A 14206-nucleotide genomic window follows, 5' to 3' on the forward strand; every position below is an offset into this window, starting at 1 on the left:
ACAATAAAAAACCAGAGAAGCTAGCTTCTCTGGTTTAAATATTTTTTTAACTGTCAACCTATTTTAGGACGACTCAATAAAATATATTAATCTTATTTTTCAGGATTTAATATTCCTAAAATAGGACCACTAGAAAGATATTTCTTAGCTAATCTTTGAATGTCTTTTGTAGTAACAGCATTAACTCTTTCTTCAAAAGTAAATACATCATCAGGATTATCATTTGAGAAATCAATTCCTTGAATAACATTTAACCAGAACCTATTCTTTTTGATATTGTCTTTATGATCGTTTATCATTCCTTTTTTCGCCTTTTCTAAATCTTCTTCAGAAGGACCATTCTTAATTAAAGATTCTACTTCAGCAATAGAAATATCCTTTAATTTATCTACATTTTCAGGGGCACAAGGGAATCCAATAGAGAAACTATAAGTTCCATATGGTAATTTTCTCATACCACTACGTGCACCGGCAGAATAAACTCCACTTTCCTTTTCACGTAATTTTTCAGTAAGTTTTATACCAACTACTTCACCAATAAAGTCAAAAATTAAAGCATCTTTTTCATTATAATCAGCTTCACCTTGGTATCTAATACTTACAGTACTTTTAGGATCTTTTCCTTTAGCAACGATTTTAGTATGAGATCCAGTCTTTGGACGGAAACCAGGTACTTTATAAGATTCTTTAGAATTTGTACTTGGTAAACTAGCAATATATTTAGTAGCTAATTCAGTTAGTTTCTTTTCATCAACATTTCCAACGAAATAGAAATTAAAATCACTAGCATCAGCAAAACGTTCTTGATACTTTTTATAAGCTAAGTTATAATCAGCAGCTTCATATTTTTCAGGAGAAGGGAATCCACTGTAACGTGGGTTTCCTTCATTCATGAAATCACCCATTTCTTTTTGGAAGAAAAATCTAGGACTAGCTAAAACATTCCCTAAGAAACTTTTTTGCTTATTTACAAAAGATTTAAATGCCTTTTCATCTTTATTTAAAGCAGTAAAATACAAATGAACTTGTTGGAAAAGTTCTTCTAAATATTTCGGAGATGCACTTCCAGAAAAACCTTCACTAATACTACCAATATATGGTCTAACTCGTGCAATTTTACCAGACATCATTTTGCTCATATCATTTAAGTTGAAACCATTAATTCCAGCTTCAGTTAAACCTCCATTAGCAAAAGAAGTAGCTTTAAATTCTTCGTCTGAATATAAAGAAGTTCCTCCATAACTATATGCCGTAAATAAAACTTCATCGTTTTTAAAGTCAGTCTTTTTAAACGTAATTTTAGCACCATTACTTAAAACTAATGTTTTTGTACCTAACTTATCGTTAGAAGTAGTTTTAGTTACTGTTCCTGCAGTAGGAGCTTTAGTAATTAAAGAAGAAGCTACAGCTTTGTCTTCGTAAGGCTTTAACTCTTTTGTTTTTACGTCATTTAAAGCTTTTAATACTTGTGCTTCTGTAACAGTCTTTTTAGGACCAGTAATAACAACTACACGGTTGTCATCATGTAAATAATTTTTAATTAAATCATTTACTTCAGATAATTGAATTGAAGGTAACATTTTAAGTGTAGTTTTATAACTCCACTCAACACTTGCTACAGGTCTGTTATCTAAAAATCCACCAACTAAAGAACCAGTTATACGACTTGATTCTCTTTTGTTTCTATCTTTAAAAGATTTCTCAATACGAGAAATAATATTCTTTTTAGCTCTTTCAAATTCTCCTTTTTGGAAACCGAAACGTTTTACTCTTTCGTTTTCAGTTAATAAAGCTTCTAAACCTTTTAATTGTCCTTCAGCACTAGTTCCTGCCTGAGATTGAAATGCTCCTCTATCTTTAGCTAATGTTCCACCATAGTAACTAAATCCATAAGTAAATGGAGGATTTTCACTATTTACTAATTCGTCAAATCTATTATTAATCATTTGATCGAATAAGTTGTTAATTAAAGATTTTCTGTAACCATCTACAGTAGTAACTGGCTTTCTATCTTCACGATCCTTATACATAATTTCTACACTAGAGAATGGAGCTTCTTTATCTGCTTCAATAGCAATAAATGTCTCTTTGTGATTCTTTAAAGTGTAGTGTTCTTTTTTTCTTGGATTTTTAGATGCAGGAATCTTTGAAAAATAATCTTTTACTTTTTGCTCTAAAACGGCAACATCAGCATCACCAACAGCAATAACAGCCATTAAGTCTGGTCTGTACCAATCTTTAAAGAAACGACGGATACTTTCATGTTTAAAGTTTTCGATGTTTTCTTTAGTTCCAATAGGTAAACGCTTTGCGTATTTAGAACCATATGCAATTTTATCGATGTAGTTTTCTAACATTCTAGAGTTTGCATCTCTACGAGAACGATATTCTTCAAGAACAACACCACGTTCTTCATCAATATCTTTACCTTCTAATAATGCTCCATGAGCCCAGTTTTCTATAATTTGAAAACCTTTATCAAGTTTTGCTGGATCATCACTCGGGATAGGTAAAATATATACAGTTTGATCAAATCCTGTATATGCGTTTAAGTGAGCTCCAAACTTAACACCAATAGATTGTAAGTAATCAACTAATTCGTTTCTTTTAAAATCTTTAGTTCCATTAAAGTTCATGTGCTCCATAAAGTGAGCTAAACCTAATTGGTCTTCATCTTCTAAAACTGAACCAGCTTTAATTGCTAAACGAAGTTCTACTTTGTTTGCAGGCTTTGCATTTTGTTTTACAAAATAAGTTAATCCGTTAGATAATTTACCTGTTTTAACAGAAGGATCATTTGGAATTTTTGTAGACTGTGCTACTACTATTTGGGACACAAATAGTGCTAGTGTAAATAGTTTTACAACTTTTTTCATAGTAAATTGAAGTATTAATAATTGACGCGAATATACGCTGAAAGCAATTTAATTTTGCACTTTCTCTGTTAATAAGTGTTAATTTTTGAGAATCTGTTACAGAATTTCTAAAATTTTTTGAGGAGGTCTACCAATGACAGCTTTTTTATCGTGAATAACAATTGGTCTTTCTATTAGTTTTGGATTTTCGACCATAGCTTTAATAATTTCACTATCAGTTAATTCTTTTCCTTTATACTTTTCTTTCCAAATACTTTCATTCTTTCGAACTAAATCAATTGGAGAAATATTTAATAGTGCAATAATTTCAGTTAATTCTGTTTCGTTTAAAGTATCATTTAAATATTTAACTACAGAAAACTCTTTTTTACTTTCTTCAAGGATAGCTAATCCTTGTCTAGATTTTGAACATCTAGGGTTGTGATATATTTTGATCATATTTTATTTAATTATTAAAAGTGAATTATAAAAAGAAAATTTATGGATTTCAGATTTTTAACTCTCTTTCTGTCCCATCATCATTAAATATGATTTTAAGAACGGGTTAATGTTTCCATCCATTACAGCATCTACATTTCCAGTTTCATGAGCAGTTCTAACATCTTTAACTAGTTTATAAGGATGCATTACATAATTACGAATTTGGCTTCCCCATTCATTTTTCAGTTTATTAGCTTCAATATCTGCTCGAGCTGCTTGTCTTTTTTGTAGTTCAATTTCATATAATTGAGATTTTAGCATTTGTAATGCTGTAGCTCTGTTGTCGTGTTGAGATCTAGAATTAGAACATTGTATTTGAATTCCAGTAGGTTTATGATGTAATTGAACTTTTGTTTCTACTTTATTTACATTTTGTCCTCCAGCACCACTAGAACGAGCTGTTGTAATTTCGATATCAGCAGGATTAATTTCAATTTCTATAGAATCATCAGCAACAGGATACACATAAACAGATGAGAAAGAAGTGTGGCGTTTTGCATTACTATCAAACGGAGAAATTCTTACTAAACGATGTACTCCGTTTTCACCTTTTAACCATCCGAAAGCATAATCTCCATCAATTTCAATAGTAACTGTTTTAATACCAGCGGTATCTCCACTTTGATAATTTAAAGTTTTTAATTTAAAACCTTGTTTTTCTGCCCACATCGTATACATTCGAGTTAACATTTCTGTCCAATCACAACTTTCAGTTCCTCCAGCTCCAGCTGTAATTTGTATGACAGCACTTAAACTGTCACCTTCTTCAGAAAGCATATTTTTAAATTCAATATCTTCTAAGAATGTATTTGTCTTTTCAAATTGTTCAGTAATTTCATCCTCTTCAACATCACCTTCTTTGTAAAAATCATAAAGAACATTTAAATCTTCATTTAAAGCAACGATTTCATCATAATCATTTACCCATTTCTTTTTTAAACGTAGCGATTTCATTAAAGTTTCAGCTTCCTTAGGATTATTCCAAAAATTAGGATCGGCTGTTTTTTCTTCTTCGTTAGAAATTTCAATTAATTTCTGTTCTATATCTAAATAACCTTTAAGTTTTTCTACGCGTTCACTTATGTTTTTTAACTGGTCGTGTGTAATCATAATGGCAAAAATAAGGTAAAAAAAAGATTTAGTATTTTTAACAGCCTTTTAAATCTAAACCTAATTACTACATGAAAAAAACAATATTTTTTATCTGTTATTTTTTTACTATTTCTACTTTTTCACAATTTTTTGAGGGAAAGAAGAATGTAAAGAAATACGAAGGATTTATTCCATTTTATTATAATGAAAAAACTGATGAAATTTACCTTGAAATTTCAAAATTAAATACTGAGTTATTGTATGTAAATGCATTGTCGGAAGGTGTTGGCTCTAATGACATTGGTTTAGATAGAGGTCAGTTAGGAAGTGGAGTAGTAGTGAAATTTGTTAAAGCAGGTAATAAGTTATTATTAATTCAACCCAATCAAAATTATAGAGCTGTTACAGAAAATATAGAGGAGAAGCAATCCGTAAAAGAAGCGTTTGCAAAATCGATATTACATGGATTTATAATTACTGAAGAAAAAAATAATAAGTTCTTAATTAATGCAACCGATTTTTTAATGCGTGATGCTCATGGAGTAGCTGATAGGCTAGCTTCTAATAATCAAGGAAATTATAGACTAGATAAGAGTAAAAGTGCGTTTTATTTAGAAAGAACAAAAGCTTTTCCTAAAAATGTAGAGTTTGATTTAATGCTTACTTTTTCAGGAAAACCTAAAGGATATAATATTCGAAGTGTAACTCCAAATGCTTCTTTAGTAACTGTTCATCAGCATCATTCTTTCGTAGAATTACCAGACAGTAAATACAAGCCTAGAGTATACGATCCTCGTTGTGGTTCTTGGCAAATGACATATTTAGATTATGCAACTCCAGTAGATCAATCCATCAGAAAAAGATTTATTTACAGACATAGACTAGAGAAGAAAAATCCAAATGCAAAAATTAGTGAAGCTGTTGAACCGATTATTTATTATTTAGATAGAGGAACACCAGAACCTGTACGTTCTGCTTTATTAGAAGGAGGAAAATGGTGGAACCAAGCATTTGAAGCAATTGGTTATAAAGATGCTTTTCAGTTAAAAATGTTACCGAAAGATGCGGATCCGTTAGATGTTCGTTATAATGTAATTCAGTGGGTGCATCGTTCTACAAGAGGTTGGAGTTATGGAGGAAATATTTCAGATCCTAGAACCGGCGAAATTTTAAAAGGTCACGTAAGTTTAGGATCATTAAGAATTCGTCAAGATTTTCTAATTGCTCAGGCGTTGCAAGCTCCTTATGCAAATGGTAAAAATGAAGATAAATTTGCTTTAGAAATGGCTTTAGCAAGAATTCGTCAATTATCTGCTCATGAAATCGGACATACATTAGGTTTTGCGCATAATTTTGCTGCAAGTACAAATGAGAGATCTTCAGTAATGGATTATCCACATCCAAAACTTATACTTAAAAATGATAAAATTGATTTTTCTAATGCTTACGATAATAAAATCGGAGCTTGGGATAAAATAACAGTTGCTTATGCTTATCAAGATTTTCCAAGTAAAGAAAAAGAAGGTTTAGTTAAAATCTTAGATGAAGCTTCGCAAAAAGGATTACGATTTATTTCTGATGCAGATGCAAGACCAAAAGGAAGTGCACATGCATACGCTCATTTGTGGGATAATGGAAAAAGTGCTTCTGAAGAATTAAAAAATATATTAGAAATTAGAAATAAGTCTATTAAGAATTTTTCAATTGATAATATAAAAAGTAACCAACCTTATTCAGTTTTGGAAGATGTATTTGTTCCTTTGTATTTCTTACACAGATATCAGACAGATGCAGCTTCAAAATTAATTGGTGGACTTGATTATACTTATGCAGTAAAAGGTCAAAAAGATATTGTTGTAAAACGAATAGAAGGAAATGTAGAACGTGAAGCTTTGCAACAACTACTAAGAACTATAGACGTAAATGAAATTGCAGTTCCGAAACGATTATTAGCACTTTTTCCACCTAGAGCCTATGGTTATAGTAGAACTAGAGAAAGTTTCAAAAGTAAATCGGGCGTAGCTTTCGATCCTTATGGAGCTATTCAAACCAATGTTGCGTTTACATTAGATTATTTATTTCATCCAGAACGAGTAAATCGTTTATTACAACATTATAATATTGATAACTCTCAACTAGGATTAAATGAAATGTTAACAACAGTAATCAAAAATTCTTTCAAAAAAGAATATAAAGACTCTTATTATAATGGATTACATAACGTAGTTAAAAAAGAAATTTTATCAAATCTATTTTATTTATATAACAGTACTATTTATTTTGAAGGAAAAGCTATTGTTAACGAAAAAATAAATAGTATTGCAATGGATTTGAAGAATAGTGATAAGGTAATTGATAAAGAGTTTTTATTGTTGATTAACGATTTTAAAAGAAACCCTTCTAAATACAACAAGAAACCAAAAACTTTAAAAATTCCTGATGGATCTCCAATAGGAATGAAATAAAAATAGAACAACACAAAAAGAAATATCAAAGCATGCAAGTAAATTTAATAAGCGATACTGTTACTAAACCTACAGAAGGAATGTTAAAAGCAATGATGAGTGCTAATGTAGGTGATGATGTATTTAAAGGAGATCCAACTGTAAACCTATTACAAGAAAAAGTAGCAGATATGTTTGGAATGGAAGATGCTTTATTTTTTCCTTCAGGAACAATGGCTAATCAAACAGCAATAAAACTACATACACAACCAGGAGATAAATTGTTCTGTGACAAATGGGCACATGTATACAATTATGAAGGTGGAGGAGCCGCTTTTAATGCTGGAGTATCTTGTAAGTTAATTGATGGAGATAGAGGAATGTTTACAGCTGATCAATTGCAATATGCTGCGGAAGGAAGATCGGATATTCATGTTCCGTATTCTCGATTAGTTTGTATTGAAAATACTACCAATAAAGGTGGAGGAGCTTGTTGGGATTTTGAAGAATTGAAAAACATTAAAAAAGTTTCAGATCAGTTTAACTTAAGTTATCATTTAGACGGAGCAAGATTATTTAATGCTCTTGTAGAAAAGAATGAAACACCTAAACAATACGGAGAGTTATTTGATACAATTTCTATATGCTTATCTAAAGGTTTAGGTGCGCCAATTGGTTCTGTTTTAGTAGGGTCTAAAGAACATATGGAAAAGGCTTTGCGTATTAGAAAATTATTTGGTGGAGCTATGCGACAAGTAGGATATTTAGCTGCAGCAGGAATTTATGCGTTAGATCATCATGTAGCACGTTTGAAAGAAGATCATCAAAAAGCAAAAGAAATAGGAGAGACCTTAGCTCAATTATCTTACGTTAAAAAAGTAGAGCCAATTGAGACTAATATAGTCATCTTTTATGTTAACGAAAATATTAATGCCAATGATTTTATTAAAGATATGGAAGAGAAAGGAATTTTATTAATTCCTATGGGCGAAGGAAAAATAAGAATTGTTACGCATTTAGATTATACTGATAAAATGCATAAAATTTTATTACAAGCATTACAAAACTATCAAATGTTAAAATTTTAATCTAGAAGAAAACTCTAAATACTGGTGAAAAAGCAGAAGCATAAATGCTTTTGCTTTCATCAAATAAAATATCGTAACGAAAACCGATAGAAATATTTCTTCCAACTCGATATCCTGCTCCTAAATAGAGCGCAGGGTAGCTAAAATTATCCTTACTTCCTTCAAAAGTTCTATTAACAAATAATTGTTCAAATTCAGCAGAAATTTGAACTTCTTCTACTGGATTATAAAAGCTTAATATACTAGTGCTGTATACATTATTTTTAAAATCTCCTTGTTTAGCATACTGATATCCTAAACCTAAACCTAAAGCAAAATTTGAATTAAAATTATAAATAGCATTAGGAGCTATAGCTATCGTTGTAGAGTTGTTACCAAAACCTAAGCCAAAAGCACCTCCAAATTGAACATTATCCCAAAAATTCGTTTTAGAATCTTCTTGAGAAAATGAAATAGTACTAATTAGAAGAGTACAGAAAAAAAGTATTTTTTTCATGAGTAAAATTTTTACTCTTCTAATTTAGCTAAATCTTTATAATTTTTGTTCAGTTTGTTTAGTAAAATTCCATAAAGTAATTGGTAAATCAGCCATATAACAGCTAACATAACAGCTAAAGCAACTAAAGAAGCTACTGCAACTCCAATAGTTTGTACTGTAGATAGATCTGCAAACTGTTTTTTAATCATTAAAACCAAAGCTATAAGATAGAAAATGGTTAAATATGATAGATTTATTACTACGTAATTTCTAACAGTTTTTCTTGTATTAAGAATCTGATCCATTAAACTTTTAGTGTTCTCTGTAGTTGAAATAGATCTAAAATTAGCATAGAATTTATAAAGGAAATATAAAATTATAACTAAACCGGCTATTGTGTTAAAATGCATGAAGTATTTATTAAGTCCAATACTTTCATATGCTTCAATACTTTTTTCTATATCAAAAAAGAAAAACGAAGAGCCAATTAATATAAACTCAATTAATCCTATTATAAAAATCCATTTAACTATAGATGAAGATTTAGACTTCATCATTTTATAAATCTCACTTTTAGATACCTTATTCGAACTCTCAGGTTGATTATCCCAAGCTTCTTTATATTTTTCTAATACGTCCATATAATTTTTATGGGTTTAGTATTTTTTTTAATTTATCTTTTGCTCTATTCATTTTTACTCTTGCATTAACTTCGCTAATACCTAGAGTATCAGAAATCTCTCTATATGATTTATCTTCCAAATAAAGGAACACTAAAGCTTTATCGATATCATTTAAATGTTGAATTGCTCCGTATAAAGCTTTTAATTGTACCTCTTGAGTATCATCATATTCTATCGCTTTTATTTTAAAAGCAATATCTGAGATATCTTGAGTTTTTACTTTTCTAGATGATTTTCTAAATAAGGAAATAGCAGTGTTAAGTGAAACTCTGTATAACCATGTACTAAACTTAGCATCTCCTCTAAACTTAGCATAGTTTTTCCACACTTGTATGGTTATTTCCTGAAACAAATCATTATGATCACTTTGGTTTGTAGTGTAAATTCTACAAATTTTATGAACTATATTTTGATTTGATTCGAAATCATCTAAAAACTTGTCTTCTAGACTTTTTGACACAATATTGATTGGTTAGTTACACTGTTAGTAGCCGAAATATATAAAATGTTACAGCAATTCTTAAGAAAATTTTAAAAATCCAGTTATTATTCATTATCTTTGTTTAATAAAAAAGCATTAACGTTGAACAATATAAAAACAGTATTTACTATTAAGGATCTAGAAAATATTTCTGGAGTCAAAGCACATACTATTCGTATTTGGGAAAAACGTTACAATTTATTAGAGCCCAATAGGACTGATACTAATATTAGATATTATTCTACGGATAGTTTATTAAAGTTGCTTAATGTCGCATTATTGAATAAACATAATTATAAAATATCTAAGATAGCAGAAATGTCGGAAGAGCAGATTTTAGCTAACACTAGAGAGTTAGCTTTTAAATATGCTGCAAATGATGAAGCTATAAATGCTTTTAAAATGTCTATGTTTCAATTTGATAAAGTATTATTTAATAGTACTTATGAAAAATTACTTCACAAGAAAACATTCAGACAAATATTTAAGGAAGTTTTTATTCCTTTTTTAAATCATATAGGTTTATTGTGGCAAACAAAAACTTTAATGCCAGCACATGAGCATTTTATTTCTAATCTAATCATTCAAAAGATTCAATTGAATATTGAAAAATTAGAATATTCTGCTACTAATCAAGATTACACGTATGTTTTATTTTTACCAGATGGTGAAATACACGAAATCGGTTTAATGTACCTTAATTTTGAGTTGGTTTTAAGAGGATGTCAAACTATTTACTTAGGGCAAAGTTTGCCATTAAATAATTTAAATTATTTCTTTGAAGGTGAATTAAAAGTTTGTTTTATAACTTCAATGACAGTACAGCCAAGTGATGACAAGATTCCTGAGTTTTTTAAAGAAATAGATTCCATTCTTAAAGGTACAGATCACAAACTTATGGCTGTAGGTAAGAAGGCTGCATTAGTTTCTGATGAATCATTTAGTTCTAACATTGAAATTTATCCTTCAGTAATTGAGGTAGTTGACAAGCTTTAATTTTTTTGTTTAATTTTTAGTTAAAACTATTAAACAAAGAGATATTTTTTCTACCTTTAGGGTATCTTAAAATTTTTACTTTGAACAAATCAATATCTATAATTGGTTCTGGATTTTCCTCATTATCATCAGCCTGTTATATGGCAAAAGCTGGATACAACGTTACAGTTTATGAAAAAAATAGCACGTTAGGAGGTAGAGCCAGACAGTATTTAAATGAAGGTTTTACATTCGACATTGGGCCAACTTGGTATTGGATGCCAGACGTTTTTGAAAAGTTTTTTGCCGATTTTGGTAAAAAACCATCTGACTACTACACCTTAGAGAAATTAGATCCTGCTTATCAAGTTTATTTTGGAGAAAACGATTCTATAACTATTCCGGGAAGTTTTGAAGAAATATGTGAAATTTTTGAAAAAGAAGAGAAAGGTAGTTCGAAACATCTAAGAAAATTTATTAAAGCAGCTAAAGATAATTATGACATAGCTGTAAAAGATATTGTTTACAGACCTGGAATTTCTCCATTAGAGCTTGTAACTCCTCAAACTGCTGTTCGAGTTGGACAATTTTTTTCAACAATTAAAAAACAAGTTCGAAAAAAAATTAAGAATCAAAAATTAATACAAATATTAGAGTTTCCGGTTCTATTTTTAGGAGCTAAACCTAGTAATACTCCTGCATTTTATAACTTTATGAATTATGCAGATTTTGGTTTAGGAACTTGGCATCCTAAAGGAGGTATGTATAAAGTTATTGAAGGTATGGTAACTTTAGCCAAACAACTCGGAGTTGAGTTTAAAAATAACTCAGCAGTGCAAAGTATCAATGTAAATGAAAAAAATGAAGTAAAAAGCATTACTATTAATAATGAAGAAATAGCGACTGATTTACTTTTAAGTGGTGCAGATTATCATCATACTGAAACTTTACTAAATACTAACTTGAGACAATATTCAGATAAATATTGGGATAAGCGAATTTTCGCACCTTCATCTTTACTATTTTATGTAGGTTTTAGCGAGAAACTTAAAAATGTAGAGCATCATACTCTATTTTTTGATACAAGTTTTGATGTGCATGCTAAAGACATTTATGATACTCCAAGATGGCCAGATAATCCTTTGTTCTATGCTAGTTTTCCTAGTATTACTGATAGTTCTTTTGCTCCTGAAGGTAAAGAAGCAGGTACTTTTTTAATTCCATTAGCACCAGGTATAGAAGATACGAAAGAGATAAGAGAAAAGTATTTTAACATAATTATTGAAAGATTAGAACGTTTAACTAATCAAGATGTCAAACAAAATATTATCTTTAAAGAGAGCTATTGTGTTAACGACTTTATAGAAGATTATAACTCATATAAAGGAAATGCTTATGGATTAGCAAATATTTTAACGCAAACAGCATTTTTAAGACCTAATATAAAAAGTAAAAAAGTTAAAAACTTATACTTTACAGGGCAGTTAACAGTACCTGGTCCTGGTGTACCACCGTCTTTAATTTCGGGTAAAATAGCTTCAGATTTAATTTTAAAAAACCACCTATCATGAAAAATTTATTTGACGACGTTTCTTATAAGTGTAGCAAAATTGTTACCAACAGTTACAGTACATCTTTTTCATTAGCCACAAAAATGTTATCTAAATCAATTAGATCACATATTTATAATATTTATGGTTTTGTGCGCTTTGCAGATGAAATCGTAGATACTTTTCATGATTATGATAAAGAAGGTTTATTAAATCGTTTTGAAAAAGATTATTATTTATCAAAGCATTCTGGAATAAGCTTGAATCCTATTTTAAATTCATTTGTACATACTGTAAATGAGTTTGGAATCACTGATGATATGGTACAAGCTTTCTTAAAAAGTATGCGTGCTGATTTACATAAAACTGAATACAAAACACAAGAAGAATATAACGAATACATATACGGATCTGCAGATGTAGTTGGATTAATGTGTTTAAAGGTTTTTGTGAAAGGTGATAATAGTAAATATGAAGCTTTGAAAGATCCAGCAATGCGTTTAGGTTCTGCTTTCCAGAAAGTGAATTTTCTACGTGATTTAAAAGATGATGTAGAACTATTAAACCGCTCTTATTTTCCAAATGTAAATTTGAAAGAATTAGATAATAAATCTAAAGAAGAAATAATAGCTGAAATTGAAGAAGATTTCGATTATGCTTTTTCTAATGGAATTTTACAGTTACCTGTAGATGCTAAGTTTGGAGTATATATGGCTTATCGTTATTATAGAAAATTATTAAATAAGTTAAAAGCGACTCCATCTGCACAAATTATGGATACCAGAATTAGGATTTCTAACCCGATGAAGATAAATTTGTTGGCTAGAAGTTACGTGAAATATAAATTAAACTTGATTTAATGACATTTGCTTTAGTTACATTAGGAACATTTATTTTAATGGAAGGTATTACGTGGTGTACACATAAATATGTAATGCATGGCTTTGGATGGTATTTACATGAAGATCATCATCAACCTGGATACCCACATGTTTTTGAAAAAAATGATGCATTCTTTGTTGTATTTGCTATACCAAGTATGATGCTTTTTTTCTTCGGTATTCGTCCTGAACTTAACTTTTTATTTTTTATAGGTCTTGGAATTTTATTTTATGGATTAGCTTATTTTTTAATTCATGATGTATTAATTCATAGACGTTTTAAATGGTTTGATAAAACTGATAATTGGTATTTCAGAGGTTTAAGAAAAGCTCATAAAATACATCATAAAAAATTAGGGAAACATGAAGGTGAATGCTTCGGAATGTTATTTGTTCCTTTTAAGTATTTTAAAGAATATTTAAAGTAGTGGTATATCTTTATTTACTTTTAAATCTAGGCTCTTTAAGTATTCCTTTGTTGTATTCTTTTGAAAAGAATATGCGTTTTATTAAACATTGGAAAGCTGTTTTGTTGTCTTTAACAATAGTAGCTACAGTTTTTCTAATTTGGGATGCTATTTTTACCAAAAATGGAGTATGGGGATTTAATCCAGATTACCATTTATCATTTCTGCTTTTAGGTATGCCGATAGAGGAATGGTTATTTTTCTTTTGTATTCCTTATGCAAGTATTTTTATTCATTATTCTTTAGAGTATTTTAAGCCTAATTTATTAATATCAAAAAAGTATACGCAATTAATTACATTAAGCATACTAGCTATTGTAACACCAATTTTAATTTTTAATTGGGGTAAAGTTTATACAACAGTAAATTATTCTTTTTTAATTGGAATTTTATTGATTGGTTTTTTCTACGGAATAGAATACTTAAGACGTTTTTATATTGCATTTTTAATCATTTTAATTCCTTTCTTCATCGTTAATGGAATATTAACAGGCACGGGAATTGAAGAACCAGTAGTTTGGTATAATAATGATGAAAATTTAGCGATTAGATTAGTAACTATACCAATTGAAGATATTGGCTATGCTTTTACAATGTTGTTTGGGAATGTATTTTTAATAGAAAAATTTAAAAACAATGAGTCGTCCTAAAATAGGTTGACAGTTTTAAAAAGTATTATTTAAACCAGAGAAGCTAGCTTCTCTGGTTTTT

At 29.4% G+C, this 14206-nt stretch carries 13 protein-coding genes; 7 read left to right on the top strand and 6 right to left on the bottom strand.

Annotation, left to right across the window (positions count from 1 at the left end; genetic code table 11):
* Positions 1–92: 92 nt before the first annotated feature.
* The 3 genes from Q1A46_RS20280 to prfB all read right to left on the bottom strand — a co-directional run bounded on the left by Q1A46_RS20280 (position 93) and on the right by prfB (position 4466).
* Complete coding sequence (locus Q1A46_RS20280; RefSeq protein WP_299683390.1) at positions 93–2876, bottom strand: pitrilysin family protein; 2784 nt, start codon at positions 2874–2876, stop codon at positions 93–95.
* Positions 2877–2972: 96 nt separating this feature from the next.
* The gene (gene arsC, locus Q1A46_RS20285) at positions 2973–3314 is read right to left on the bottom strand and encodes an arsenate reductase (glutaredoxin) (protein ID WP_299683391.1); all 342 of its coding nucleotides are present in this window, start codon (positions 3312–3314) and stop codon (positions 2973–2975) included.
* A 57-nt stretch (positions 3315–3371) separates the two neighbouring features.
* Positions 3372–4466: a peptide chain release factor 2 gene (gene prfB / locus Q1A46_RS20290; protein WP_299683392.1), complete on the bottom strand. Its 1095-nt coding sequence runs from the start codon at positions 4464–4466 to the stop codon at positions 3372–3374.
* A 71-nt stretch (positions 4467–4537) separates the two neighbouring features.
* Here prfB and Q1A46_RS20295 point away from each other — a divergent pair, with 71 nt between their 5' ends.
* Together Q1A46_RS20295 and Q1A46_RS20300 are read left to right on the top strand one after the other, a co-directional pair.
* Positions 4538–6913: a zinc-dependent metalloprotease gene (locus Q1A46_RS20295; protein WP_299683394.1), complete on the top strand. Its 2376-nt coding sequence runs from the start codon at positions 4538–4540 to the stop codon at positions 6911–6913.
* A 32-nt stretch (positions 6914–6945) separates the two neighbouring features.
* Positions 6946–7980, top strand: coding sequence for a low specificity L-threonine aldolase (locus tag Q1A46_RS20300; protein ID WP_299683396.1), 1035 nt, complete (start codon positions 6946–6948; stop codon positions 7978–7980).
* A gap of 1 nt (position 7981) precedes the next feature.
* Here the strand turns inward: Q1A46_RS20300 and Q1A46_RS20305 are convergent, their stop codons facing one another.
* Genes Q1A46_RS20305 through Q1A46_RS20315 form a run of 3 tightly spaced genes read right to left on the bottom strand, consistent with a single transcriptional unit; the run spans position 7982 to position 9601 of the window.
* The gene (locus tag Q1A46_RS20305; RefSeq protein WP_299683398.1) at positions 7982–8476 is read right to left on the bottom strand and encodes a hypothetical protein; all 495 of its coding nucleotides are present in this window, start codon (positions 8474–8476) and stop codon (positions 7982–7984) included.
* Positions 8477–8487: 11 nt separating this feature from the next.
* The gene (locus tag Q1A46_RS20310; RefSeq protein WP_299683400.1) at positions 8488–9099 is read right to left on the bottom strand and encodes a hypothetical protein; all 612 of its coding nucleotides are present in this window, start codon (positions 9097–9099) and stop codon (positions 8488–8490) included.
* Positions 9100–9106: 7 nt separating this feature from the next.
* Entirely contained in the window at positions 9107–9601 is a 495-nt protein-coding gene (locus tag Q1A46_RS20315) for an RNA polymerase sigma factor (RefSeq protein ID WP_299683402.1), read from the bottom strand.
* 123 nt (positions 9602–9724) lie between these two features.
* Here Q1A46_RS20315 and Q1A46_RS20320 point away from each other — a divergent pair, with 123 nt between their 5' ends.
* From Q1A46_RS20320 to Q1A46_RS20340, 5 genes are all read left to right on the top strand, one after another.
* Positions 9725–10618 (top strand): MerR family transcriptional regulator, encoded by an 894-nt coding sequence (locus Q1A46_RS20320; protein ID WP_299683404.1) that lies wholly within the window; start codon positions 9725–9727, stop codon positions 10616–10618.
* A gap of 80 nt (positions 10619–10698) precedes the next feature.
* Positions 10699–12168: an NAD(P)/FAD-dependent oxidoreductase gene (locus Q1A46_RS20325; protein WP_299683406.1), complete on the top strand. Its 1470-nt coding sequence runs from the start codon at positions 10699–10701 to the stop codon at positions 12166–12168.
* On the top strand, positions 12165–13007 hold the full coding sequence (locus tag Q1A46_RS20330; RefSeq protein WP_299683408.1) for a phytoene/squalene synthase family protein: 843 nt from the start codon (positions 12165–12167) through the stop codon (positions 13005–13007). The genes Q1A46_RS20325 and Q1A46_RS20330 overlap by 4 nt, the downstream gene beginning before the upstream one ends.
* A complete protein-coding gene (locus Q1A46_RS20335) occupies positions 13007–13456 on the top strand; it encodes a sterol desaturase family protein (protein ID WP_095071432.1) in 450 nt (149 codons plus the stop codon). The genes Q1A46_RS20330 and Q1A46_RS20335 overlap by 1 nt, the downstream gene beginning before the upstream one ends.
* Complete coding sequence (locus Q1A46_RS20340) at positions 13456–14145, top strand: lycopene cyclase domain-containing protein (RefSeq protein ID WP_299683413.1); 690 nt, start codon at positions 13456–13458, stop codon at positions 14143–14145. The genes Q1A46_RS20335 and Q1A46_RS20340 overlap by 1 nt, the downstream gene beginning before the upstream one ends.
* Positions 14146–14206: the final 61 nt, after the last annotated feature.

The sequence above is a fragment of the uncultured Tenacibaculum sp. genome (assembly GCF_947502995.1).
Lineage (GTDB): Bacteria > Bacteroidota > Bacteroidia > Flavobacteriales > Flavobacteriaceae > Polaribacter.